This window comes from Xanthomonas sp. NCPPB 2632 (assembly GCF_041228075.2).
Classification (GTDB): Bacteria; Pseudomonadota; Gammaproteobacteria; order Xanthomonadales; family Rhodanobacteraceae; genus Luteibacter.
In genome coordinates this window covers 3,820,257-3,845,506 of sequence record NZ_CM192979.1, presented here as the reverse complement: position 1 = coordinate 3,845,506, position 25,250 = coordinate 3,820,257, and the positions used below count along the sequence as shown (strand labels likewise).

Genomic DNA, 25,250 nt, shown 5'->3' with positions numbered 1-25,250 from the left:
GTATCAGGCGCCCTTGAACACCGGCTTGCGCCGTTCCAGGAACGCGCCGGTGCCTTCACGCATGTCCTCGGTGGAGAACGCGATGGCGAAGCCCTGTGTCTCGAAGGCCAGGCCCTGGTCGATCGCGCATTCGCCGCCTTCGATCACGGCCTCCAGGATGCCCTTCAGGGCCAGCGGTGCCGCGGCCGCCAGCTGGTCGGCCAGGGCATCCACGGTGGCGTCCAGTTCGTCCGCGGCCACCACGCGGGTGACCAGGCCGGTGCGCTCGGCGCGGGCCGCATCGATCTGCTGGCCCAGCAGGCACAGCTCCAGCGCCAGGCCGCGACCGGCGAGCCGGGTCAGGCGTTGCGTACCGCCGAAACCGGGAATCAGACCCAGGCCGATCTCAGGCTGGCCGAAGCGCGCCTTTTCGCTGGCTACGCGAAGATGGCACGCCATGGCCAGCTCCATGCCGCCACCCAGCGTGTAGCCCTGGATCTTCGCGATCACGGGCTTGCCCAAGCGCTCTACCGTCAGCATCAGGTCCTGCCCGGCGCGTGACGCGGCCTGCGCCTTCACGGGCGACCAGTCGGACATTTCGGAAATGTCCGCGCCGGCGACGAATGCCTTGTCACCCGCACCGGCCAGCACCACGACGCGGATGGCGTCGTCCTGCGCGGCCTGCCGGAAGGCCAGGGTCAGCTCGACGATGGTCTCGCGGTTGAGCGCATTGAGCTTGTCGGGGCGGTTGACGGTGATGTGACGGACGGCGCCGCGATCGGCGGTGACGAGGGTACGAAAGGCCATGGCGGCTCCTGGCGGTGGGGCAAGGCGGCGGATGGTAGCAGGGGAACCTTTACCCCTTCTTCGGCGTCTGAGGGTGTACGGACGGGGCAGCGGCCGATGGATTATCCTCCACGCACGCCCAGGGTTCCGGGTTCTTGGAGAACGGGATGCCATCCTCGCGTTTGCTGGTCACGATCGCCGCCTTGCTGTGCCTGCCCGCCGTCCCGGCGTTGGCCCAGGGGCCGGCCACGGCAAACGCGTCCGCCGCACCCGCCATCGACAAGACCAGGCTGTCGTACGCCATCGGTTACCAGATCGGCACCCAGTTCGCCAACAGCGCCCAGCCCGATGTCGACATCGCGGTGCTGGTCAGGGCGCTCCAGGACGGTTACGCCAAGCGCGCGCCGGGCGTGCCCATCGATGTCATGCAGCAGCAGCTGGTGAACTTCGACGCCAAGGTGCAGCGCGATTCCGTGGTGGAGTTCCGTCGTGTCGCCGCCGCCAACGCGAAGCGCAGCAGCGATTTCCTCGCCCGCAACCGGGTGCGGCCGGGCGTCACCACCTTGCCTTCCGGTATCCAGTACGCCGTGCTCAACAAGGGCAGCGGGGCGCAGGCCAGTGTCACCAGCACCGTGGTGGTCAATTACCGCGGTGCGTTGATCGACGGCACCGAGTTCGACAGTTCCTACGCCCACGGCAAGCCCGTCACCTTCACGGTCAACCGGGTGATTCCCGGCTGGCAGGACGTGATCCCGCGCATGCGCGTGGGCGACAAGTGGAAGGTGGTGATTCCCCCGGCGCTGGCCTATGGCGAGCGCGGCGAGCTGCCCCGCATCGGCCCGAACGAGGCCCTGGTGTTCGACCTCGAGCTGATCGACGTCAAGCCCTGAGGGTCGCGCTAGAATGACCGACGGTATGTCCCCGGTCCCATCATCCTCGCTCCCCCTGACACCGTGCACCGGCGTGTGCCGCCTCGACGCGCGCGGCCTTTGCGTGGGTTGCCTGCGCACGGGCGACGAGATCGCCTGCTGGTCGTCGCTGGACGACGACCGCAAGCGCTGGTTGATGGATGAGATCCTCCCCACCCGACAGGCCGGGTGATGGACGACCTCCTGGCCCGTTTGCGCGGCGCGCTGCTGCCCCTGGACACACCGCCGGGTCCGCGCGGCTGGAACCACCACGACATGGCCGAGCTGATCGGCGACGGCCCGCGCCGCAAGGCGGCCGTGCTGATCGGCATCCGCGACGACCGCGAGCAGAACGTCGTGCTCACCGTCCGCACCGATACGTTGCAGCAGCACGCCGGCCAGGTCGCCTTTCCCGGCGGCAGGGTGGAAGACCACGACGCGGATGCCGTGGCCACGGCGCTGCGCGAGAGCCACGAGGAAATCGGGCTGGATGCGCGCAAGGTCACGCCGCTGGGCTTCCTGGATGCGTTCGAGACGATCAGCGGCTACTCGGTGACGCCGGTGGTCGCGCGCATCGACGCCGACGCCGTGCTCCGGCCGGACCCCGGGGAAGTGGCCGAGGTGTTCGAGGTGCCCTTCGCGTTCTTCCTCGAGCCCGACAACCTGCGTCGCTACACCATGGAGTTCCGCGGTCACCGTCGTGACATGGTCGAATTCCTGCATGCCGGCTACCGCATCTGGGGCGTCACGGCGGCCATCCTCCTCAACCTGCTGAAACGGATGGGACACCACCCATGCTGATCTCGCGCACGCTCGTCGATGCCGGCACCGCCGCCCACCTCTCCGCGCACGACGTGTTGTTCGTCGATGCCCGGTTCGACCTCGCCCATCCCGCCCAGGGCGACGAGGACTATGCGCGGGCGCATGTCCGTGGCGCCGTGCGTGCCGATCTCGACCGCGACCTGGCCGACATGGCGACGCCCGCGAACGGTCGTGGTCGTCATCCGTTGCCCTCGCCCGAGCGCTTCCAGGCGTGGCTGGCGCGCTCGGGCTGGCGGCCGGACCTGCAGGTGGTCGTCTACGATGCGGCCGGCGGGGCCCTGGCGGCCGCGCGTTTCTGGTGGCTGGCGCGCCTTGCCGGCCTGGACAACGTGGCCGTGCTCGATGGCGGCTGGGCCGCCTGGACGCGGGCCGGGTTGCCCGTGGATGCCGAGGTGCCGAGGCGCGAGGCGACGGCCGTGCATGTGGCCTTCGACGCGGCCGGCACGGTGGATGCCGACACCCTGGCCGAGGGCGTGGCGTCGGGGCGACTGGTCCTGCTGGACGCGCGTGCCACGCCGCGCTATCGCGGCGAGGTCGAGCCGCTGGACCCCGTGGCCGGGCACGTGCCCGGTGCACGCAACCGGCCTTTCGCGGACAACCTCGACACCGACGGCGTGTTCCATTCTCCAGAGACCCTGCGTCGTGCGTTCGAGGGCGTGATCGGTCCGCACCCCGCGGACGATGTGGTGCACATGTGCGGTTCCGGCGTTACCGCGTGCCACAACCTGCTGGCCATGGAGTACGCGGGCCTGTGCGGTTCACGCCTTTATGCACCGTCATGGAGCGGCTGGGTCAGCGACCGCTCCCGTGGCGTGGCCAACGGCGATGCGCTATAGCATTACCGTGCGTCGTTCGCGTGCGCTCAACTGCGCCGCCTCGATCACCCGAATGACGTCCCGCGATTCGCGCGGGTCCACCGGCACGGCGGATTCGCCGCGGATGGCGGCTGCGACGCCGTCGTAGTAGGCGGTATAGCGGCCGGGCAGGGTGTCGATCACCGTGGCGCTGCCATCGGCATCGGTGAAGCGTCCGAACAGCGTGGGGTCGTCGTCGCCCCAGTGCTCACCGCCCGGTCGGCGACCTTCGCGCAGGGCGGCCTCCTGGCCGTCGATGCCGTACTTGACGAAGCTGCCGCCATCGCCATGCACCAGGTAGCGCGGTCCCGGGGCGCGGACCAGCGCCGATGCGTGCAGCACCGCGCGGCGGTGACCGTAATCCAGCACCAGGTGGAAGTAGTCGTCGGTCCTGGCGGCCGCGCGCTGGCGAATCACATCCGCGGTGATCGCACGGGGCAGGCCGAACAGCACCAGTGCCTGGTCGATCAGGTGCGCGCCGAGGTCGTACAGCACGCCCGATCCGGCCACTTCGGTTTCCCGCCAGCCCGGCTTGATCTCGGGCCGGAAACGATCGAAGTGGGTTTCGAAGTAGACCACCTCGCCCAGTCGGCCGTCTTCGATCAGGCGGCGTACCGTCAGGAAATCGTTGTCCCAGCGACGGTTCTGGAAGACCGACAGGCGGCGGTCCACGCGGTCGGCCAGTTCGATCAGCGCATCGGCTTCCGCCGCGTCCAGGGTGAACGGCTTGTCGACCACCACGTGCTTGCCGGCTTCCAGCGCGGCACGTGCGAGCGGGGCATGGCTTTCGTTCGGCGAAGCGATGACGATCAGTTCGAGCGACGGGTCGGCCAGCAAATCATGAGGATTTTCGTAGGCCTTGGCCTCGGGAAAGTCACGGGCGATCTGGTCGGCGCGGCGGCTGCCGATGGCGGCAAGATGCAGGCCCTCCGCGGCGGCGATCAGCGGTGCATGGAAGAAGGCGCCTGCGGTGCCGTAGCCGATGAGGCCGGTGGGGATCGCGTGCATGGTCACTCCTTGGGCTGTCGAATGACCAAGCGTAACGCGGCGCGCCTGAGCGTTTCGTTTAGCATCCGGCGCTTCTTCGTAAGCCGCGGAAACGCCCATGCCCATCGCCGATGCCGCCAGCCCGCCGGAGCGCATGCCGCGGCAGATCGCCTACATCATCGGTAACGAGGGGTGCGAGCGCTTCAGCTTCTACGGGATGCGCAACATCCTGACGCCGTTCCTGATCACCTCGCTGCTGCTGTACCTGCCGGAGGCGGATCGGGCGGGGGCGGCCAAGGACGTGTTCCACACCTTCGTCATCGGCGTGTATTTCTTCCCGCTGCTTGGCGGCTGGCTGGCCGACCGCTGGTTCGGCAAGTACCGCACCGTGCTGTGGCTGAGCCTGGTCTACTGCCTGGGGCACCTTTGCCTGGCCGTGTTCGAGCACAGCGTGGCAGGCTTCTACACCGGCCTTGCGCTGATCGCCCTGGGCGCGGGCGGGATCAAGCCCTGCGTCGCGGCGTTCGTCGGCGACCAGTTCGATGAGGGCAACCGACGCCTGGCGAAGGTCGTGTTCGACGCGTTCTACTGGATCATCAACGTCGGCTCGTTCCTGGCGTCGGTATCGATGCCGTTCTTCCTGCGCCATTACGGCGCGGCCGTGGCGTTCGGCATTCCCGGTGCGTTGATGTTCGTTGCCACCGTGGTGTTCTGGTGCGGTCGGCGTCACTACGTGATGGCACCACCCGCGGGGAACGATCCCCACGGTTTCATGAAGGTGGTGCGCACCGCGTTGCTCACCCGTCGCGAGGGGCAGGGCCGGCCGGGCCTGTGGGTCGCTGCGGGGTCTGTCGTGCTGGCGCTGGCGGCACTGGCGACCACCCCGGTGCTGGGCATCGTCGCGGCGCTGTGCCTCGGGCTGGTGGCCATCCTGGTCGGGGGCGGCATCGGCACGCGCATGCAACTGGAACGAGCGCGCGGTGTTCATCCCGACGAGGCGATCGACGGCGTGGCCGTGGTGCTGCGCGTGCTGGTGGTGTTCGCCCTGGTCACGCCGTTCTGGTCGCTGTTCGACCAGAAAGCCTCGACATGGGTGCTCCAGGCCGGCGTGATGCGTGCGCCCGACTGGCTGCATCCGGCGCAGATGCAGGCGATCAATCCGCTGCTGGTGCTGCTGCTGATCCCCTTCAACAACCTGGTGCTGTTTCCGCTGCTGCGGAAGGCCGGCATCGAGCCGACGGCCTTGCGTCGCATGACGGCGGGCATCGTGTTTTCCGCGCTGGCCTGGGTGGTGGTCGGTGTATTGCAGCTGGGGCTGGACGGTGGCGATGCGCTGTCGATCGCCTGGCAGGTGCTGCCTTACGTGTTGCTGACCATGGGCGAGGTGCTGGTCTCGGCGACGGGCCTGGAATTTGCCTACAGCCAGGCACCGCCGTCGATGAAGGGCACGCTGATGAGCTTCTGGACGTTGAGCGTCACTGTCGGCAACCTCTGGGTGCTGCTGGCCAACGCAGGCGTGCGCAACGAGGCCGTGCTGGCGGGCATCGCGGGCACGGGCATGGGGGCCACCGCGTTCCAGATGTTCTTCTTCGCCGGCTTTGCCGCCATCGCCGCGCTGGCGTTCGGCCTGTACGCACGCGGCTATCGCCCCGTGGACTATTACCGCGCCGCGTGACGTTCCCTGCACGGCGGCGCGTGGAGCATCGAGGCCTTCCGGCAGGAGACACGACCCATGGCGGCAGCGAACAAGGCAGCACCCTTTCCGTCGATGGGCAACGGCGAGTGGCCCGGCAAGGTGGTGCTGGTGACCGGCGGCGCGCAGGGCATCGGCAAGGGCATCGCCGAGGCGGTGCTGGCCGTCGGTGGATCGGTGCTCATCGGCGATGTGGATGCCGACGCCGGCAGGGCCTGCCTGGAGGCATGGGACGTCGCCGAGCGTGCCGCTTTCCTGGTGCTGGACGTGTCGAAGGAAGCCAGCGTGAAACGCTTCGTGGCCGCGGCGCTCAAGCGCTTCGGCCGCATCGACGGCCTGGTCAACAACGCGGGCATCGCCGATCCCACCAGCGGTCCGCTGCACAAGCTTGACTGGAGCGAATGGAAACGCCGCATCGATACCAACCTGGGCGGTACCTTCCTGTGCAGCAAGCATGCGTTGCCGGCGCTCACGCGCAGCAACGGCGCGATCGTCAACATCGCATCGTCGCGCGCGCACCAGTCGGAGCCGGACACGGAGGCCTACGCCGCCAGCAAGGGCGGCATCGTCGCCTTCACCCACGCGCTGGCGATCAGTGCCGGGCCGGTGCGCGTGAACGCGATCAACCCCGGCTGGGTGGTCGTGGACGCGTGGAAAAAGCCGGGCCTGCGCCGCAAGTCGCGACTATCCGCGGCGGATCATGCGCAACATCCCGTCGGGCGCGCCGGCCTGCCACCGGATATCGGTGCGCTGGCCGTGTTCCTGCTGTCGTCGCAGGCCGGCTTCATCACCGGCGAGAACATCACGGTGGACGGCGGCGTCGCGCGGAAGATGCACTACGTGTGACGGTCAGCGCTGCAACGGAATGGTGGTCTTGCCACCGGGGTCGAACCGGCCGTTGGCCTCGTTGTAGTCCCAGTGTTCCACCACGCAGCTGCCCGGATCGTTAGCGGGATCGTGGTGGATCACGTTGAACGAGTTGCTGATGCCGTCACGGATGCGCGTGGACAGCGCCGTACCGGCCTGCACGGACCACAGTTCGCTGGCCAGCGCACGTTTTTCCGTGTTCAGCGGCCTGACGTAGGGCAGGTGGATATGCCCGCCCAGGACAAGATCCGCACCCGCCGCGGCCCAGGCGGCGATGGCGCGCTCGTGGTTGATCAGCAGGTTGGCCACATCCGATTCGCGGATCACATGCACGGGTTGGTGGGTGACGACGATACGCAGTTGCGCGGTGCTGGCCTCGCGCAACCGTCGCCCGACTCGCTCGATCTGCGCGTCGGATACTTCGCCGTTCTTGTGGCGCGCGGCACGCACGGTGTTGACGCCGATCACCAGCAGGTCGTCGCTGGCGTGCACCGGCTCCAGGTCGTGTCCGAACGCACGACGGTAGCCACCGAACGGATCGAACGCACGCGCGAACACGTTCAGCAGCGGCACGTCGTGGTTTCCCGGGATGACCAGGGACGGGCGGCCGCAGGCATCAATGAAGCGCCGCGCCGCGTCGAACTGGCTACGCCGCGCACGCTGCGTCACATCGCCGGAGAGGATGACGAGGTCCGGCCGCAGCGAGGCGATCAGGTCACCCAGCGCGGCGACCACGGGAGGGCGTTCGGTACCGAAATGGGTATCGGAAATCTGGACCAGCAGGCTCAACCCGGATCCTCCCCGGGCTGGCGTTCGCCGTCGGTGAGAAGCACGAGGGGACGCGGCGCGGCGCGGAACACGATGGGCGGGGCGAGCCAGACGATTTCGCCATCGATCGCCACCTTGATCTTCGTGTGCCGGCGCCGCGGCGTCACCGTGATCTCGCGGAACGGAAAGCTCACCACATGCTCGGCTTCGCCCAGCTTGCCCAGCGCACCGCTGAGGATCAATCGCAACATGGTCAGCTTGCCGATGGGCTTGAGGACCAGCCCGGCCAGCGTGCCGTCGTTGCGATGCACGTCGGCAGCCTCGTCCAGGCCGATCTTTTCCAGTTGCAGGGCGTTGTTGCCGACGAACAGCGTGGGCGTGCGCAACTGGCGCGCCTGCGCTCCGTCGGTGACCGCGATACGCAGGGGCCGGTAGTCGCGCATCAGGGTGGCCAGGCCCGACCACAACGCCACGATGCGGTGACGGCCGAAGCGCTGCTTCCAGGTTTCGCGATCTTCCAGCACCTGCGGGTAGAGCCCCAGGCTGGCGTTGACCATGAACAGCCGGTCGTTGACCATGCCGATCTGCGCATCGATCGGCGTCGACCGGACCAGGGCTTCGGCAGCGCCACGCGTGTCGGTGGGAATGCCGTGCGTGCGCCCGGTGAAGTTGAACGTGCCCTGCGGCAGGATGCCCATGGTCAGTTGCTCGCGCCAGGCGGTCTGCGCCACGCAGTTGATCGTGCCGTCGCCGCCCGCCGCCACGATGGCGCCCTCGTGCTGTTTCGCATAGGCGGCCGCTTCGCGGACCGCTTGCTCGATCGGGTGCCCGTCGTCGATCAGGAAAAACGCATGGCGGCGACCGGCGGCGTCGAGGATCGAGGCGATCTCGTCGCGCGCGGCGTCGGCGTCCTGGCGGCCGGAGCCGGCATTCATGACGATGGCAAAAGCGAGTGGGGTGGGCATGGGCGAGGATCGAAGCACTCGCCTCGTCACGGTCGCATGAATTTACGTGGTGGCACGGCGGCCTTCGCGGAGGCGCAGGTATTCGGCGCTGCCCACGCAGAGGGTCACCCAGGCCAGGCCCGTGGCGTAGCCGGCCATCACGTCGCTGAAATAATGCACCTGGAGCAGGATGCGACTGATCCCGACGACGGTGATCATGGTCACCGCGCCGATCACGATGGCGCGATGCCAGCGTGGCGGGCAGAGCACCAGCAGCACATAGGCCAGCATGCCGTAGAAGACCATCGAGCCGGAGGCGTGCCCGCTGGGAAAACTGTAACTGCGCTCGACGATGAAACCGTGGTCGTGCAGGGGGCGCTCGCGATGGAACCACGCCTTGAGGGCGCTGTTGATGAGGGCAGTGCCGACCAGCGTGACGATCCAGGTCGCGGCGAGGCGGAAGTGGCGGCGCAGCAGCAGGGCCACGAACACCACGCCGGTGGCCGCGCCCACGACGACCGGGTCTCCGCTGTGCGTTACCCAGGCGACGACCCGCAGCACGGGCAGGGGCAGGTTGGCCCGCAGGTCGGCCGCCAGTCCGGCGTCGAATACCGTCAGCCCGGCCTGCTCGCGCACTTCCACCGCGATCACCGTGGCGACCAGCAGCATGGTCACCACTACGACCAGCGCTGTGGTCGGCCGAAGGAAGGCGCGTGCGGCGGGGTCGACGCCTTCGCGCCGGCGCACGGCGCGCCGCCAGGCGATGTCCGAGCCGACCAGGGCCACCGCCAGCAGGAGGGCCCAGATCGACAGGGCGTGTGTGCTGATCCAATCCAATGGCACTCGGTTCACCTCGCGTATCGTGGCAGGATCGGCCATGTTGCCACGCCGCGCGTCGCGGCCGATAAGGGGAAACACATGTCCATCGGTTCACCGTTCCTCGCGGTTCTCGCGCTGGCCCTGCTCGCGGGCGGCTTCGATGCCGTCCATGCGGACGCGGCGCCAGCGGTCCATCGCATCGTCCGGGTGGGATTGCCCGCCGCCAGCCCGGGCACGTCGGGCCGCCTGCTCCTGTTCGCCATGCCGGCCTCGGCCGCGAAGGACGGCAAGCCCGAGGCCGTCGACACCAACCCGTTCCGGCCGACCGCAGTCTCCGTGGCCGCCCGTGACGTCACCTGGATCGGCGGCGGCCAGACCGTCGACATCGATACCGACGGCGAAGCGTTCCCCGCCGGATTCTCCGCGCTGCCGCCGGGCGATTACCTGGTCCAGGCCGTGCTCGATGTCGGCCACGACTACAACTACCACGGCCGCGGCGCGGGCGATCTGCTCAGCGAGGTGACGGCGGTGAAGCTGGCCCCGGGCGCCACCGTGCCCACCCTGGTGCTGGACAAGACCGTTCCGGCGAAAGATCCCTGGTTGCTGTCGCCGCGGGTGCCGCAGGCGGTCCGCGATGCGTTGCCCGAGGCGCGCAAGCATGCGCACGCCGAGATCATGCCCAGTGCCGCGCTGACCGCCTTCGCCGGGCGCCCGCTGACGATCCGCGCCTGGGTGCTGACACCGCCCGGCTACGACGCCAAGGCGAGCACGCGTTATCCCACCGTCTACGTGACGCACGGCTTCGGCGGCGGCTTCGACGAATACGCGGGCACGATCGCCTCGCTGTGGTCGGCCATGGCCAACCGGCAGATGCCGCCGATGATCTGGGTGCTGCTCGACGAATCCGGCCCCACCGGCACGCACGAGTTTGCCGACTCGGTGAACAACGGGCCCTGGGGCCAGGCGCTGACCACCGAGTACATTCCCTGGCTGGAAGGCCGCTACCGGATGGACGCGAAGGTGGGTGGCCGTTTCCTCAACGGGCATTCCTCCGGCGGCTGGGCCACGCTGTGGCTGCAGACGCGTTACCCGAAGGTGTTCGGCGGCACGTGGTCCACCTCGCCCGATCCGAGCGACTTCCACAACTTCACCAACATCGATCTTTATGCACCGCACGCCAACGCCTACAAGGCGCCCGACGGCACGGCCTATCCCCTGGTGCGCGACGACGGCAAGGTGATCGCGACGTTCGAGACCTTCGCCCGCCTGGAGCGGGTGCTGGGTGCCTACGGCGGTCAGTTGGCCTCGTTCGATTGGGTGTTCTCGCCCCGGGGCAAGGATGGGCGTCCGCAGCCGATGTTCAACCGCGACACCGGCGCGATCGATCCCGAGGTGGTGGCCTACTGGCGCGACCATTACGACATCGCCCAGCGCCTGCGCACGCAGTGGCCCACGTTGAAGCCCGACCTCGACGGCAAGATCCACCTGATCGTGGGCACCGCGGATACGTTCTACCTCGATGGCTCTGCGAAATTGCTCAAGGAAACGCTGGATGGCCTGCACGCCCGCAGCGATATCCGCTTCCTGCCCGGCAAGACCCACTTCGACGTCTATGTCGAGGGCGACGATCGCCAGGCGCTGATGAAGAAGATCGCCTGGGAGATGTATGGGGTGGCGCGCCCAGGGCAGGGGAGGTAAATCCCGGTAGGACGCGTACGCCGCGCCGCAGCAAGGCCTCTTCACGCAGCTGCGCTAAAATGCGCGTCTTTACCCGGAGCATTCCATGGCGCAGCCTTCCTCGGCCGGTGGCCGTTTCCGTGCCGCCCTCGCGGCCGAACGGCCCCTGCAGGTCATCGGCGCGATCAACGCCAACCATGCGTTGCTTGCGAAGCGAGCCGGGTTCCAGGCCATCTACCTGTCCGGCGGCGGCGTGGCCGCCGGGTCGCTGGGCCTGCCCGACCTGGGCATCAACACGCTGGACGACGTGCTCGTGGACGTGCGCCGCATCACCGATGTCTGCGACCTGCCGTTGATGGTCGATATCGATACCGGCTTCGGGCCCAGTGCCTTCAACATCGCCCGCACCGTCAAGAGCCTGATCAAGGCCGGCGCCGCGGCGTGCCACATCGAGGACCAGGTGGGCGCGAAGCGCTGCGGTCATCGTCCCGGCAAGGAAATCGTCACCACGGGCGAGATGGCCGACCGGGTCAAGGCCGCGGCCGACGCGAAGACCGATCCCGACTTCTTCCTCATTGCTCGCACCGACGCCATCGCGGTGCTTGGCGTGGACGCCGCCATCGAGCGGGCGATCGCCTGTGTCGAGGCGGGTGCCGATGCGATCTTCGCCGAGGCGGCTTACGACCTGCCGACCTACCAGCGTTTCGTCGACGCGGTGAAAGTGCCGGTGCTGGCCAACATCACCGAGTTCGGCCAGACCCCGTTGTTCAGCACCGAGGAACTGGGCAGCGTCGGCGTCGGCATCGTGCTGTATCCCCTTTCCGCGTTCCGCGCCATGAACAAGGCGGCGGAAAACGTCTACACCAGCATTCGCCGCGACGGTCACCAGCGCAATGTCATCGACACGATGCAGACGCGCGAGGAGCTCTACGACCGCATCGGCTACCACGAATTCGAGCGTCACCTCGACGCGCTTTTCTCTAAGCAGGGTTAAGGAGAGTCACGCATGAGCGACACCGCAACCACGACCGGCCCGAAGCCGAAGAAATCCGTCGCGTTATCCGGCATCGCCGCCGGCAACACGGCGCTGTGCACGGTCGGCCGCAGCGGCAACGACCTGCATTACCGCGGCTACGACATCCACGACCTGGCCGCGAAGGGCTCGTTCGAGGAAGTGGCCTACCTGCTGGTGCACGGCGTGCTGCCGAACTGGATGGAGCTGAACGCGTATCGCGCCAAGCTGAAGCGCCTGCGTGGCCTGCCCGCGCCGGTCAAGGCGTCGCTGGAGCTGCTGCCGGCCGCCACGCATCCGATGGACGTGATGCGCACCGGTGCCTCGGTGCTGGGCACGGTGTTGCCGGAGAAGGACGACCACAACGTCACCGGCGCGCGCGACATCGCCGACCGGCTCATGGCCAGCTTCGGTTCCATCCTGCTGTACTGGTACCACTTCAGCCACAACGGCAAGCGCATCGAGACCGAGACCGACGACGAGTCGATCGCCGGCCATTTCCTGCATCTGCTGCATGGCCGCAAGCCCAGCGAGCTGCATTCGCATGCGCTGGATCGTTCGCTGGTGCTGTACGCCGAGCACGAGTTCAACGCCAGCACCTTCGCCGCGCGTGTCATCGCCGGTACCGGCTCGGACATGTACTCGGCTATCACCGGTGCCATCGGCGCACTGCGTGGCCCGAAGCACGGCGGTGCCAACGAGGTGGCGATGGAAATCATCGCGCGCTATCGCGACGCCGCCGAGGCGGAAGCGGATATCCGCGCACGCGTCGAGCGCAAGGAGATCATCATCGGCTTCGGGCATCCGGTGTACACGGTGTCCGATCCGCGCAACGAGATCATCAAGGAAATCGCGCGCAAGCTGTGCACCGACGGCGGCAACCCGCGCCTGTTCGAGGTGTCGGAAAAGATCGAGAAGCTGATGTGGGAACTGAAGAAGATGTTCCCCAACCTCGACTGGTACTCGGCGTCGGCGTACCACATGATGGGCGTTCCCACCGCCATGTTCACGCCGCTGTTCGTCATTGCGCGGACGTCGGGCTGGAGCGCCCACGTGATCGAACAGCGCCAGGACGGCAAGATCATCCGCCCGAGCGCGAACTACACCGGGCCGGAAGACCAGACGTATACGCCGATCGAGAAGCGTTGATGTAGTGAGGCGGCTTCGCCGCGGTGTCTCGATTCGCGCACATCGTGCGTTATCGGAGGCGGCTTCGCCGCGGCGTTTTCTGTTCGCGCACATCGTGCGCTCCTACAACGCGGCTGTCGTAGGAGCGCACGATGTGCGCGAATGGGGGCACCGCGGCGTAGCCGCCACATCGAACGCACGATGTGCGAGAAGCAGGATGCCGCGGCGCATTGACGCCGTAGCCTGATTCACATCTCCGCCGCCATCCGCGTCGCGCGGTCGATCGCCCGCTTCGCATCCAGTTCTGCGGCCACATCCGCGCCACCCACCAATCGTACGTCGACGCCGCGCGCCAGCAGGGCGGCATGAAGGGCGCGATTGGGCTCCTGCCCGGCGCAAACGACCACATGGTCCACGGCCAGCAATTGAGACTCTCCATCCGCGGTCACATGCAGGCCGGCGTCGTCGATGCGCTCGTAGATCACGCCGCCGATCATCTTCACGCGCTTGTTCTTCAACGTGGCGCGGTGCACCCAGCCTGATGTTTTGTTGAGGCGCGCACCGGGTCGCCCCTCGCTTCGCTGCAACAACCACACCTCACGCTCGGGTTTCTCCGGCTGCGCCGGCATCAGGCCGCCGGGAGTAGCCATGGTCATGTCCACGCCCCATTCGCGCGTCCAGCGTGCGATGTCCGTCGTCGGCGAGGGGGCGCTCTCGGTCAGGAATTCGGCGACGTCGAAGCCGATGCCGCCCGCGCCGATGACGGCGACCCGGGCGCCCACCGCAGCGTTGCCGTGAAGGACATCGATATAGCTCAGCACCCGGGGATGATCGGCGCCGGGGATCGACAGCGGCCGGGGTAGTACGCCGGTGGCGAGGACCACGGTCTCGAAGCCGCCGGACGCCAGCATGTCTGCGTCGGCATCGGTGCCCAGCCGGCGGGTCACGCCGGTCTCGTCCAGGCGATGGTCGAAGTAGCGCAGCGTTTCGCTGAATTCTTCCTTGCCCGGAATTCGCTTGGCCATGTTGAACTGGCCGCCGATCTCGTGGGCGCGATCGAACAGCGTGACGGCATGCCCGCGTTGGGCCAGGGTGGTCGCGGCGGCCAGGCCCGCGGGCCCCGCACCGACCACGGCGACACGGCGCGCGACGGCCGCCGGCGTGATCGTCAGTTCGGTCTCGTGGCAAGCCCGCGGGTTGACCAGGCACGACGCCCGGCGATTCTCGAAGACGTGATCGAGGCAGGCCTGGTTGCAGGCGATGCAGGTGTTGATCGCCTGCGGCCGCGAGGCGCGCGCCTTGTTCACCCATTCCGGATCCGCGAGCAGCGGCCGGGCCATCGAGACCATGTCGGCGTCGCCGTCGGCCAGGATGCGTTCGGCCACGTCGGGCATGTTGATGCGGTTGGTGGTCACCAGCGGTATCGCCACCTCACCCTTCATGCGCCGGGTCACCCAGCGGAACGCGCCGCGCGGCACGCTGGTCACGATGGTGGGAACCCGGGCCTCGTGCCAGCCGATGCCCGTGTTGATGATCGTCGCACCGGCGGCTTCCACCGCCTTGGCGAGGGTGACGATGTCGTTCCACGGCTGCGCGTCGTCGACCAGATCGAGCATCGACAGGCGGTAGACGATGATGAAGTCCTTGCCCACCGCCTCGCGCATGCGCCGCACGATCTCGATCGGGAACCGCATGCGGTTGTCGGCCGAACCGCCCCAGCAGTCGGTGCGCTTGTTGGTGCGCGAGGTGAGGAACTGGTTGATCAGGTAGCCCTCGGAGCCCATGACTTCGACGCCGTCGTAGCCGGCATCCCGTGCCAGCTTTGCGCTGCGTACGAAGGCGTCGATGGTGCGCTCCACGCCACGCGCGCCGAGCGCCCGTGGCGTGAACGGCGTGATCGGCGACTTGATCCGGGAGGGGGCGACCGACAGGGGCTGGTAGGCATAGCGGCCGGCGTGGAGAATCTGCATGCAGATCTTGCCGCCCTCGGCGTGGACCGCCGAGGTGACCTTGCGGTGTCGACCCACGTGCCAGGGCATCGACATCGTGCCCGACATCGGTTTCAGCCAGCCCTGGATGTTCGGCGCGATGCCGCCGGTGACGATCAGGCCCACGCCGCCGCGCGCGCGCTCGGCGAAAAACGCCGCCAGCTTGTCGTAATCGGCGGCCTTGTCCTCCAGTCCCGTATGCATCGAGCCCATCAGGACACGGTTGCGCAGGGTGGTGAAGCCCAGATCGAGCGGGGCGAGCAGATGGGGGTAGGACACGGCGACATCCGGTTCAAACGATCGTTCGAATGATCCCCGGATCGTGTCGTCGGGGCAAGGGCGGGCGCAGCAGCGGGCGACCTTGCCAGGTGGCGCGGGCGTGGCGGAGTAGGCCTCACTTTCGCAAGGTAAAGCGCACGTGAGTCCCGATATGTGATGCAGATCACCTTTCGTCACGGGCGGAATAGGCCCTGAAGGCGGCTTGCGGTGCTGTTTTCGCCGATGTTTCAAACGCTGGGAGGTTCCCGTGCACGAAACGCACACACTTGCGTTTGTTAAAATTTCAAACGGGGCTACTAACAACTTTTAAACATTTCCAGGGAGTTTTGTTCATGCGCACAGGTCAATTCCGTTACGGCAAGCTCACTGCAGGCCTTGCCATCGCTTCGCTCGCCGCCTTCGGCGCGGTGGCGCATGCGCAGGACACCAGCGAGAAGAAGTCGCAGTCTCCCGCCCTCGATAACGTCAGCATCTGGTTGGGTGGCTACTACACCAACAACGACACGACGATCGGCGCGAAGACCGGCTTTCTCAACACCAGCGGCAAGGTGAACCTCGAAGACGACCTCGACTTCAAGAAGCACAAGACCGTGCCGCGCGCGCGCCTCGACTTCCTGATCGGCGAGCACCAGGGCTTCACCTTCGACTACTACGAAGTGAACCGCTCGCACGCCAAGAGCCTCGATACCTCGATCAATTTCCTCGGCACGCCTATCGACGCCACGGCTCGCGTCAAGGGCGACCTGAAGTTCACCTTCGGCAGCGCCGCCTACAAGTGGTGGTTCGGCACGGGTAACGACGTGTTCGGCGTCGGCCTGGGTGCGGCCTACTACAAGGTGCAGGCGAGCATCAGCGGCACCGCGTCGGGCTTCGGCCAGACGGTTTCGGACCGCGCTTCCAGCGACGTCAACGCCTGGGCTCCCAACCTGCAGCTGGGCTGGCGCCACGCGTTCAACGACCAGTGGCGCATGTACTTCAACGCCTCGGGCGTGAAGAAGAACGGCGGCAGCGTCTACGGCCACATCTGGGACGCGGCGCTCGGCGTCGAGTGGTTCCCGTGGCAGAACGTGGGCTTCGGCGCGGAATATGCCTATACCCGCATCAAGCTCAACCAGGACAAGCGTCGCTACGACCTGGATCTCGACATGAAGCTCGACGGACCGGCTGCCTACGTCCGTTTCCGCTTCTGACCAACCGGTTGGCGGTCGGCTCTCGCCGTCCGCCTCGCCGGGGGGAATCCTGGGCCGCCTTCGGGCGGCCTTTTTTGTTGGTGGTTGGTGGTTGGTTGGTCGGGTGATGGGCTCGCCTTCGGCATCGCGTTGGGCCTTGGGCCGTGGAGCAAGAGCCGGCGGGTGCCACCCTCGTGGCCACGCCTGCGGCGACCCGAAAGGGAAGGGCCGCTGGCGCGTCCGTTTACTTATTGCCCTTCGGGCACGGGTCGGGCTTCGCCCGGGGATTTTTGATTCGCCATCCATGGCTCAGCAAAAATGGCCGGCCGTCCTGGCCGGCCCCCTTCGGGCCTTTTCCGTTCGAAGCCCTCGCCTGCGGCTACCGGCCACGAGGGTGGCACCCGCCGGCTCTTTCGCAGACTGAGGTTGCGTGTGGGAGAGCACAGAGCGGGGGGTCGCTTCGTTGCTGGGAACGCTCGCTTGCCTGTTGCGTGTGGCATCTGTCGCCTTAGGTGTGTTGAGGGTTCGCGCACACGCGTGCGCTCCTACCCAGCCGGCGGATCACGCGTTCCACACCCTGCCTACCCTGGGTGTAGGAGCAACTGTCTTTTTCAGGCCTCTACCGTGCCGTGCCATTGAGTCTGATCGCGGGCCATGGCGTTGAGGGTGATGAGCAGTTTGCGCATGCAGGCCACGATGGCCACCTTCGGAGGCTTGCCTCGCGCTTTAAGGGCCTGATAGTGGGCTCTCAGAGGTGACTGGGTGCTGCGGATGGCGGCGAGTGCGGCCATGTAAAGGATGCGCCGCACGAAGGGCCGGCCGGCCATGATCTGGCGGGGGCCGTCCCGCCGCCCGCTCTGCTTGGTGTACGGCGCGACGCCGACCAGCGCGCTGATCTGCCGATTGCCGCGTTGGCCCAGCTCCGGTAGGAAGGCCAGCAGCGTGGCGACGGCGATCTTGCCCAGGCCAGGCACCTGGAGCAGTTGCTCAGCAAGCGGCGCATCGGCGGCTTTGGCGGCTTCCGCCATGAGCCCTTCGAGTGCCTTGATCTCCGCGGTCAGCAGGGCGCCTACCCGCTCTAGCGCCCCTTGGACGACCATCGACTCGCACCGTTTGATCCGGCGGCGGTTGTCGTCGCGCTGCCGGATCAACTGATCCCGGCCCTTCACCAGGCCGCGCAGATGGCGTTGCGCCGGCGTTGGCGGCTTATAGGGCTGCGGCGTGATGGTCTGGGCCATGTGGGCCAAGGCCCTGGCGTCGGCCTTGTCGGTCTTGGCAAACTTGCCCAGGCTACGCACGAAAGCGGTGCCACGATGCGAGGCAATCCGGGTCACCGTATAGATCTGGGCGATGGCATCCAGAATCAGGTTCTCGTAGCCACCGGTGGCCTCCAGGACCACGTGTTGCACGTCCAGCCTGGCCATGACGCGAAGCAGTTTCTTCGCACCGGCTGGGCTGTTGTCGAACTGCTCACAGGCGCCGGTTTGTTCACCGGCACGGAAGAAAGCCACGTCAAGCGTCTTGCTGCTGACGTCGATACCGAGGTAAAAAGTCATCGTCTCGTTCCAGCTAGGGCGGGATAGAGAGCACTTTCCACGGGCCCACGCTTGTGATGTTCGAGCCGTTAACTCGGGCAACTGTTCGGGCTTGGTGGAAAGAAGGGAGTGTGGCGGCCCGGGCTCCTACACGTGCTCAAGGCACCGCGCACAATCGGCCTGCCACACTCCGCTCTCGACTTCGAATCTACCCCATCGAAAAGACACAAGCGCACGATGTGCGCGAACAGCCAACAAAGCGGCAACGCCGTACCCCGACCGCTACTCGTTCACCCCACGCGCTACTCGCCCAACACGCCACCTCAATTTGAGGAAGAGCCGGCGGGTAGCCCCCTCGGTGCGGGTCGCCGGAGGCGTGGCACCGAGGGGGCTACCCGCCGGCTCTTGCTCCAAGGTGCCAAGGCTCAAGCCCCAACGCGATGCCGAAGGCGAGCCACTCACGCTGATCATCCCCGCACCCGACGCCCCCAAAGCCACCCGCCGCCACAGACGCCCAGCACGAGCACCGCATCCAGCACCCACGGCGCCCACGGCCGTCCATCGAACCAGGGCGCCACCAGGCCGTCATGGGCGATCATGCGCGCCGCGGTCCAGGCGATGGCCGCGGCACCGATGTAGACGACCGCAGGGAACCGCTCGATCAGTTTCAGGATGAGGGTAGAGCCCCACACCACCAACGGCACGCTGATCGCCAGCCCGAGAACCACCAGGCCCATGTGGCCCTTGGCCGCGCCGGCGATCGCCAGCACGTTGTCCAGGCCCATGAGGGCGTCGGCCACCACGATGGTGCGGATCGCCGGCCAGAAGCCCGACGCGGCATCGATGTTCGGATCGTGGTCGTCGTGCTTGAGCAGTTTCCAGGCGATGGGGATGAGCAGGGCGCCGCCGACCAGCATGAGACCGGGCAGCTTGAGCAGCCAGATCACGGCGAAGGTCAGCACGATGCGCAGGGCGATCGCCCCGAACGTGCCCCAGAACACCGCTTTCTTCTGCAATTCGCGGGGCAGGTTGCGTGCCGCCAGGGCGATCACGATCGCGTTGTCTCCCGCCAGGACGAGGTCCAGCAGGACGATGGCGGCAAGGCCGGAGAAGAATTCGGGAGTGAGAAAATCCATGCGTGGCGGCCTTTGCGCGTGGTGAGATCGAATGCGGCGGCCACGGGCACGCGCGCTCGTGGTCACCACAAAAGTCTCGTTCCTGGCGCAAGCCACCGCGACGACCGGGATGCATGGGGCATCCGTATTGACGACCGTCGCGCACGAAACCCCGGAGGGACTTCGCGGAACTACTCCCCTTCGGGTTGGTAGTGGGGTGCATTGTGCTCGGTTGGGATGCACCGCGGCAAGACATTGCCCCGGGGTCACCGGTTAAAATCGTCGGCTATCCCAACCCCGCGAGTGACATCCATGAGCGCACACGACATCCGTTCCGCCACGCGTCCCGATCCGGACCAGCCGCTGGTGGACATCGCCAACTACGTCGCCGACTACCGGATCGACTCGCAGGAGGCCTACGACACCGCGCGTTACATGCTCCTGGATTCGCTGGCCTGCTCGGCCCTGGCGATGAAATTCCCCGATTGCGTCAAGCACCTCGGGCCGCTGGTGCCGGGCGCGATGATGCCCGGTGGCTCCCGCGTGCCGTTCACGGCGCACGAGCTGGACCCGGTGCAGGCGGCCTTCGCCATCGGTACGCAGATCCGCTACCTGGATTTCAACGACACCTGGCTCGCTGCCGAGTGGGGTCACCCCTCCGACAACCTGGGCGCCATCCTCTCGGTGGCCGATTACCTTTCACGCAAGGCGGTCAAGGAAGGCGGCGCGCCGCTGACCGTGCGCGACGTGCTCGGCTATGCGATCAAGGCCCATGAAATCCAGGGCTGCTATGCCCTGAAGAACAGCTTCAACCGCGTCGGCCAGGACCACGTGATCCTCGTCCGGCTGGCGTCCACAGCCGTCACCACGGCCATGTTGGGCGGCGACAAGGACCAGATCACCACCGCGGTCTCGCACAGCTGGATCGACAACGGCGCCCTGCGTACCTATCGCCATGCGCCCAATACGGGTCCGCGCAAGAGCTGGGCCGCGGGCGACGCCTGCCGCCGTGCCGTCACCCATGCCATCAACGCGGTCTACCGCAACGTGGTGGGTTATCCGTCGGCGCTGACCGCCAAGACCTGGGGCTTCTACGACGTGGCCTTCAAGGGCAACGCCTTCGAGTTCGAGCGCCCGTTCGGCAGCTACGTGATGGAAAACGTGCTGTTCAAGATCAGCTTTCCGGCCGAATTCCACGCCCAGACCGCGGTGGAATGCGCCATGGCGCTGCACGAGCAGGTCGCCTCCCGCGTGGACGAGGTCGAGAAGATCGTGATCGAGACGCAGGAAGCCGGCGTCCGCATCATCGACAAGACTGGCCCTTTGGCGAACTACGCCGACCGCGACCACTGCATCCAGTACATGGTGGCCGTGCCACTGATCTTCGGCCGCCTCACCGCGGACGACTACAACGACGCCGTGGCGGCCGATCCGAGGATCGATGCCCTCCGCGACAAGATGACGGTGGTGGAGAACCCCCAGTTCACCCGCGACTACTTCGACCCGGAGAAGCGCTACATCGGCAATTCGGTGCAGGTTTTCTTCAAAGATGGTTCAAAAACTGAAAAGATTTCGATCGACTTTCCCATCGGTCATCGCAACCGCCGCGCTGAAGGCATCCCGGTCCTGCTCCGCAAGTTCGAGGCGGCCCTGCGCGCAGAGTGGCCTGCAGAGCGGGTTGAGAAGGTTCTGGAGGTGACTTCGTCGGCCGAAAAACTCGACGCGATGCCCATTCACGAGTTCATGACGCTCTTCACGGCTTGATAATAGCCGTGACTCAAGTATGAACGGCGGTTTTTAGCACGTGTTCAATTGTTTGATTTTTGCTAAACTGCCGCCGCCCGTTGAAGGGATATAAAAGCGAGGGACGGCTGAAGTCCCCGGATTAGATTTTAGATTTACGCGCGATTCCGTTTGGGGTGGAGCGCGGAAGCGAATACCAATAATGAGGAGACACCGATGAAACGTAAGGGCTTGTTTTTGCTGATCGGCTTGGCCCTGGGCGGCGTGGGTGCCGTTCATGCGCAGGAATCCGCTGCTGACACCGCGGGTAACGGCTATGACGGCCGCTGGTACATCGCACCGACGGTGGGCGGTTACTACAACGACACCGACCGCAACACCAACAGCCGTCAGGTCTATTACGGCCTGGGCTTCGGTAAGTTCATTTCGAACAACGCGTCGATCGACATCTTTGCCGATCGCACCAAGCGCGACAACGACGGTAACGGCCACTGGTCGAACAACAGCTACGGCGTGGCAGCTCGCTTCTACGCTGGTGCCTGGGACAGCTGGCGTCCGTACCTGCTGGCTGGCGTGATGGGTTCGTACCACCACAACCCGTCCGACAACGGCTGGTCCCCGGCTGCCGAGCTCGGCGTCGGCGTGTCGAAGACCATCACCGACAGCTCCGACTTCCGCGTCGAAGCCGGCTACCGCTACGACTGGGACGACAAGACCGTCGAGAGCGAGAATGGCTACGGTGACTGGTTCCTCGGCTTCTCGATCGTCTCGCGCTTCGGCGAGCCGCCGGCAGCTCCGGCTCCGGTCGCTGCTGTCGCTCCGGCCGCTCCGGATTGCTCGACGCTCGACAGCGACGGCGACGGCGTGAACGATTGCGACGACAAGTGCCCGGCCACCCCGGCTGGCACGATCGTCGGCCCGGACGGTTGCCCGCAGAAGGTCGTCATCGACCTGCGTGGTGTCAACTTCAAGTTCGACCGCCCGAAGAAGGGTGAGACGAACATCGGACCGACCCTGCAGGAGCCGACCAGCGACTCGCTGGGCGTTCTCGACCAGGCTGTCGACACCCTGCAGCGTTACCCGGCCGTCAAGGTCACGGTTGCTGGTTACACGGATAGCGTCGGTAAGGACGCTTACAACCAGGGCCTGTCCGAGCGTCGCGCGAAGATCGTGTTCGACTACCTGACCTCGCACGGTATCGGTGCGGATCGTCTGGAAGGTCCGATCGGTCACGGCGAAAGCAACCCGATCGACACGAACGACACGGCCGAAGGCCGCGCTCGTAACCGTCGCACGGAACTGCAGGTTCAGCAGTAATCGTTGCAAGATCGGTAAGTGCAGCATGAAAGAGCCCGGCGAAAGCCGGGCTCTTTTTTTGTGCAGGCCACAGGGTCGGCCAACGTTCCAAGGGTCCGGCACCCCGACGGTCCACGTGCCCGCGTGGCATTCCGCGCCATGTGAGACCGCTTTGTTCGGTGGTTGGAAACGCCCGGCGTTAGGCGGGGCGCGGCATCGTTCGTTTTAGTGGCCTGGAGGGTTCGCGGACATCGTCCGCTCCTACATTGGCCCGCGACCGCGACGATCTTGACGGCGGACGCAACGCACCGCCGGGTGTGGCGGGGTTACCAGGCGTAGCGGAGTCGTCCGTACCAGTACGCGCCGTTCGAGCCGATCGGGGAGATCACGTCGTAGGGGAAGTTGCCGGCGTAGGCGATGTCGGGGATCGAGCGATCGGGGTACTGGTCGGTGATGTTCTGCCCGCCCAGCGCGAGGGAAAGGCGATCGGTGGCGTGCCATTCGGCTTCCGCATCCAGCTGCCAGCGCGCCGCATAGGTCTGCTTCGGCACGAAGCCACCACCGAAATCGAACACCCGCGTGGTGCTGCCCTGGCGTGTGGCGCGGCCCAGTAACGACCAGCGCGAGTTGTCCCAGCGTGCGGTGAACGCGCCACGCTGGCGCGGGGCGGCATCGGTGAGCGTGTTGCGTTCTTCCAGCCCGAACAGCACCGCATCCGCGCCGAGCGCGGCCAGTTCCGGTGGCGTGTCGCGGACGTGGCGGATCGACGTGCGGTTGTAACTATAGGTGGCGGTGAGCGTGAGGTTGCCGCCGAAGGCCGGTTGCCGGTAGTTGGTGACCAGCTCCGCGCCACGGGTGCGCGTGTCCACGGCGTTGGTGAAGAACGCCACGCTTTGGATACCCGGTACGCCGAAGCGCGCGTCGATGTAATTTTCCAGGCCGTCTGGTGCGATGGTTTCGGACAACGTGACACGGTGGTCGACATCGATGCGATACACATCCAGCGAGGCGTCGAAGCGCTCGCCCAGGCGGGCGGTGAGCCCGAGACTGTAGTTGCGGGATTTCTCGGGCTTGAGGTCGCGCGCGCCCAGCCCGCGCGCGATGGGATTGTCGACCGAGAGCACGCGGCCCTGTACCAGGGTGCCGTCGGCGCCGTAGCCCGTGGATGTGGATTCGAAACCGACCTGGCTGAGCGAGGGCGCGCGCAGGTTGTTCGATGCGGCGCCGCGAATGGCGAAGGCATCGGTGAGCGCGTACCGGCCACTGAGCTTGCCCGTCCACGCGGAGCCGAAGTCGTCGTAGTGCTCGTAGCGCCCTGCGGCATCGGCGAAGAAGCGATCCGTGACGTCGCCGGAGAGATCGACATAGGCGGCGCTGACGTTGCGATGCAGGTCTGCCGTGTCCTGGGGTGTCAGGCCGCCACCGGCCTGCGCGCCGGTCGGTGCGCCCATGATCGGCCCCACCGCATAGGACGCCGGATCGCCCGCATAGGTCCGGAAGCCCTCGTGGCGGAACTCCGCACCCGTTGCCAGCGTAAACAGCTTCGAGCCCCATTCCACGGATCGGCTTAAGTCGAGGTTGGCGGTGCCCTGCGTGCTGTCGTACTTGCCGATGGCGAAGCGCGTGGGGCTTTGCTCGCCCAGGGACACGTTGACGGTGTCGCGCAGGTCGTAGTCGAAGGTGTTGCGACCCCAGGTCAGGCTGCCGTCGATATCCCATTCGCCTGCACGGCCGCGCGCGCCGGCGGTGAGGTTGACGTCGCGGTTGTAGCCGAGCGATTCGGGCCGATAGCCTTGCGGATAGAGCGCCGGCACGTTCGCGTCGCTGTCGGGATAGCGAAAATAGTTGTCGCCGACGGTGCGGCGTTGCGTGTACATGCCGAAGGCGTAGCCGCGCACGGTGTCGCCCAACGGCAATTCGGCGTTGAACCAGCCGCTGTAGTTCTCGTTGCGCGGATCGCCGGCGGCGTAGTTTCGCTTGCCGCGCAAGGCCAGGTTTTCCGGCGAGGGGTTCTCCCAGGAGGGGATGTCGTCACGGCCGGCCCGGTTGGTCGGCTGGCGGTTGTTCCCCTCGATGCCGGCACGGACGAAGCCACCGTCGCCCCCGAGTTTGGCGCCCGCCTTGGCGCTGACGTAGCCGCTCTGGCCGTCGGTGATCTCTCGGTTCCCGGGGCGGAAATTCGTGTGGTAGGCCCCATAGGTGGCGTCCACCTCGCCGCCCTCCGGGGCATCGTCGAGGATGATGTTGACCACGCCCGCGATGGCGTCGGATCCGTATTGCGCGCCGGCACCGTCGCGCAGCACCTCGATGCGCTTGATCGCGCTGATCGGAATGGCGTTGAAATCCACCGGCGTGGTGCCGCGGCCGATCTTGCTGTCGCTGTTGACCAGGGCGGAGGTGTGGAAGCGCTTGCCGTTGACCAGCACCAGCACCTGGTCCGGGCTCATGCCTCGAAGCTGGGCGGCGCGCACGTGGTCGGAGCCGCCCGAGTTGGACTGGCGGGGAAAATTGAACGAGGGCAGCAGGGTGGCCAGCGCCTGGCCGAGCTCGCCGTTGACGGCACCGGCGGAGCGCAGGTCCTCCGGCGTGAGCACATCGATCGGCACCGGCGAATCCAGTACCGTGCGGTCTTTGGCGTGGGTGCCCGTGACCACGATCTGGTCGAGCGTGGAGGCGGTGTTGCGGTCGGCCTCCTGAGCGGCGGCGGGAAGGGCGGCAAGACCGAGCAGGACGGCGGAAGCGAGGCGGGACGGGTGCATGGATGATCCTGGCGGGCACGCGGGGAGGTCACCGCGGCGACACGGGCGACGATGGCGGAGCATGATGGTTCCGGTGGCCGCAGTAACGTGCGAACCTTGCACTATTTGTTGCATTGCAGTGT

The 25,250-nt window shown here is 66.8% G+C and carries 19 protein-coding genes and 1 pseudogene; 11 read left to right on the top strand and 9 right to left on the bottom strand.

Annotation, left to right across the window (positions count from 1 at the left end; all coding sequences use genetic code 11):
• Nucleotides 1-3 precede the first annotated feature (3 nt).
• Nucleotides 4-786 carry an enoyl-CoA hydratase/isomerase family protein gene (locus AB8808_RS16380; protein ID WP_369930671.1) on the bottom strand — a complete coding sequence of 261 codons (783 nt, stop codon included), beginning with the start codon at nucleotides 784-786 and terminating at the stop codon, nucleotides 4-6.
• 146 nt (nucleotides 787-932) lie between these two features.
• On the opposite strand from AB8808_RS16380, the gene AB8808_RS16375 reads away from it, so the two are divergent.
• The 3 genes and pseudogenes from AB8808_RS16375 to AB8808_RS16365 all read left to right on the top strand — a co-directional run bounded on the left by AB8808_RS16375 (nucleotide 933) and on the right by AB8808_RS16365 (nucleotide 3,331).
• The gene (locus AB8808_RS16375) at nucleotides 933-1,655 is read left to right on the top strand and encodes an FKBP-type peptidyl-prolyl cis-trans isomerase (protein ID WP_369930670.1); all 723 of its coding nucleotides are present in this window, start codon (nucleotides 933-935) and stop codon (nucleotides 1,653-1,655) included.
• A 25-nt stretch (nucleotides 1,656-1,680) separates the two neighbouring features.
• A pseudogene (locus AB8808_RS16370) lies at nucleotides 1,681-2,474 on the top strand (CoA pyrophosphatase).
• Nucleotides 2,468-3,331: a sulfurtransferase gene (locus AB8808_RS16365; RefSeq protein ID WP_369930669.1), complete on the top strand. Its 864-nt coding sequence runs from the start codon at nucleotides 2,468-2,470 to the stop codon at nucleotides 3,329-3,331. Before AB8808_RS16370 ends, AB8808_RS16365 begins: the two are co-directional and overlap by 7 nt.
• Here AB8808_RS16365 and AB8808_RS16360 read toward each other — a convergent pair.
• Nucleotides 3,326-4,357, bottom strand: a complete 1,032-nt coding sequence (locus AB8808_RS16360) for an oxidoreductase (RefSeq protein ID WP_369930668.1) — start codon at nucleotides 4,355-4,357, stop codon at nucleotides 3,326-3,328. The two genes, AB8808_RS16365 and AB8808_RS16360, sit on opposite strands and share 6 nt — an antisense overlap.
• Before the next feature lie 97 nt (nucleotides 4,358-4,454).
• Here AB8808_RS16360 and AB8808_RS16355 point away from each other — a divergent pair, with 97 nt between their 5' ends.
• Nucleotides 4,455-6,011 carry a POT-type proton-dependent oligopeptide transporter gene (locus tag AB8808_RS16355; protein ID WP_369930667.1) on the top strand — a complete coding sequence of 519 codons (1,557 nt, stop codon included), beginning with the start codon at nucleotides 4,455-4,457 and terminating at the stop codon, nucleotides 6,009-6,011.
• Between the two features lie 57 nt (nucleotides 6,012-6,068).
• A complete protein-coding gene (locus AB8808_RS16350) occupies nucleotides 6,069-6,875 on the top strand; it encodes an SDR family oxidoreductase (protein WP_369930666.1) in 807 nt (268 codons plus the stop codon).
• 3 nt (nucleotides 6,876-6,878) lie between these two features.
• Here AB8808_RS16350 and AB8808_RS16345 read toward each other — a convergent pair whose 3' ends face one another.
• From AB8808_RS16345 to AB8808_RS16335, 3 genes are read right to left on the bottom strand one after another with little or no spacing between them, the layout of a single operon-like run.
• Nucleotides 6,879-7,685 (bottom strand): metallophosphoesterase family protein, encoded by an 807-nt coding sequence (locus AB8808_RS16345; protein WP_369930665.1) that lies wholly within the window; start codon nucleotides 7,683-7,685, stop codon nucleotides 6,879-6,881.
• A complete protein-coding gene (locus AB8808_RS16340) occupies nucleotides 7,682-8,629 on the bottom strand; it encodes a diacylglycerol/lipid kinase family protein (RefSeq protein ID WP_369930664.1) in 948 nt (315 codons plus the stop codon). Before AB8808_RS16340 ends, AB8808_RS16345 begins: the two co-directional genes overlap by 4 nt.
• Before the next feature lie 42 nt (nucleotides 8,630-8,671).
• Nucleotides 8,672-9,487, bottom strand: a complete 816-nt coding sequence (locus tag AB8808_RS16335; RefSeq protein ID WP_369930662.1) for a phosphatase PAP2 family protein — start codon at nucleotides 9,485-9,487, stop codon at nucleotides 8,672-8,674.
• 39 nt (nucleotides 9,488-9,526) lie between these two features.
• Between AB8808_RS16335 and AB8808_RS16330 the strand changes: the two genes are divergently transcribed.
• The 3 genes from AB8808_RS16330 (at nucleotide 9,527) to prpC (ending at nucleotide 13,265) form a co-directional block, all read left to right on the top strand.
• The gene (locus AB8808_RS16330; protein WP_369930661.1) at nucleotides 9,527-11,125 is read left to right on the top strand and encodes an alpha/beta hydrolase; all 1,599 of its coding nucleotides are present in this window, start codon (nucleotides 9,527-9,529) and stop codon (nucleotides 11,123-11,125) included.
• A gap of 85 nt (nucleotides 11,126-11,210) precedes the next feature.
• A complete protein-coding gene (gene prpB, locus AB8808_RS16325; protein WP_285406030.1) occupies nucleotides 11,211-12,098 on the top strand; it encodes a methylisocitrate lyase in 888 nt (295 codons plus the stop codon).
• Between the two features lie 12 nt (nucleotides 12,099-12,110).
• The gene (gene prpC, locus AB8808_RS16320; RefSeq protein ID WP_036140202.1) at nucleotides 12,111-13,265 is read left to right on the top strand and encodes a bifunctional 2-methylcitrate synthase/citrate synthase; all 1,155 of its coding nucleotides are present in this window, start codon (nucleotides 12,111-12,113) and stop codon (nucleotides 13,263-13,265) included.
• Nucleotides 13,266-13,492: 227 nt separating this feature from the next.
• Here prpC and AB8808_RS16315 read toward each other — a convergent pair whose 3' ends face one another.
• Nucleotides 13,493-15,511 (bottom strand): FAD-dependent oxidoreductase, encoded by a 2,019-nt coding sequence (locus AB8808_RS16315; protein ID WP_369930659.1) that lies wholly within the window; start codon nucleotides 15,509-15,511, stop codon nucleotides 13,493-13,495.
• Nucleotides 15,512-15,843: 332 nt separating this feature from the next.
• On the opposite strand from AB8808_RS16315, the gene AB8808_RS16310 reads away from it, so the two are divergent.
• A complete protein-coding gene (locus AB8808_RS16310) occupies nucleotides 15,844-16,701 on the top strand; it encodes an outer membrane protein (protein WP_369930658.1) in 858 nt (285 codons plus the stop codon).
• A gap of 590 nt (nucleotides 16,702-17,291) precedes the next feature.
• On the opposite strand, the gene AB8808_RS16305 is transcribed toward AB8808_RS16310, so the two are convergent.
• Both AB8808_RS16305 and AB8808_RS16300 read right to left on the bottom strand, forming a co-directional pair.
• Nucleotides 17,292-18,236 (bottom strand): IS110 family RNA-guided transposase, encoded by a 945-nt coding sequence (locus AB8808_RS16305; RefSeq protein WP_369925716.1) that lies wholly within the window; start codon nucleotides 18,234-18,236, stop codon nucleotides 17,292-17,294.
• A gap of 446 nt (nucleotides 18,237-18,682) precedes the next feature.
• On the bottom strand, nucleotides 18,683-19,351 hold the full coding sequence (locus AB8808_RS16300; protein ID WP_369930657.1) for a TerC family protein: 669 nt from the start codon (nucleotides 19,349-19,351) through the stop codon (nucleotides 18,683-18,685).
• Nucleotides 19,352-19,642: 291 nt separating this feature from the next.
• Here AB8808_RS16300 and AB8808_RS16295 point away from each other — a divergent pair, with 291 nt between their 5' ends.
• Together AB8808_RS16295 and AB8808_RS16290 are read left to right on the top strand one after the other, a co-directional pair.
• On the top strand, nucleotides 19,643-21,094 hold the full coding sequence (locus AB8808_RS16295; RefSeq protein WP_369930655.1) for a bifunctional 2-methylcitrate dehydratase/aconitate hydratase: 1,452 nt from the start codon (nucleotides 19,643-19,645) through the stop codon (nucleotides 21,092-21,094).
• 195 nt (nucleotides 21,095-21,289) lie between these two features.
• Entirely contained in the window at nucleotides 21,290-22,390 is a 1,101-nt protein-coding gene (locus tag AB8808_RS16290; RefSeq protein ID WP_036140216.1) for an OmpA family protein, read from the top strand.
• Nucleotides 22,391-22,695: 305 nt separating this feature from the next.
• Here the strand turns inward: AB8808_RS16290 and AB8808_RS16285 are convergent, their stop codons facing one another.
• A complete protein-coding gene (locus AB8808_RS16285; protein WP_369930654.1) occupies nucleotides 22,696-25,128 on the bottom strand; it encodes a TonB-dependent receptor plug domain-containing protein in 2,433 nt (810 codons plus the stop codon).
• Nucleotides 25,129-25,250: the final 122 nt, after the last annotated feature.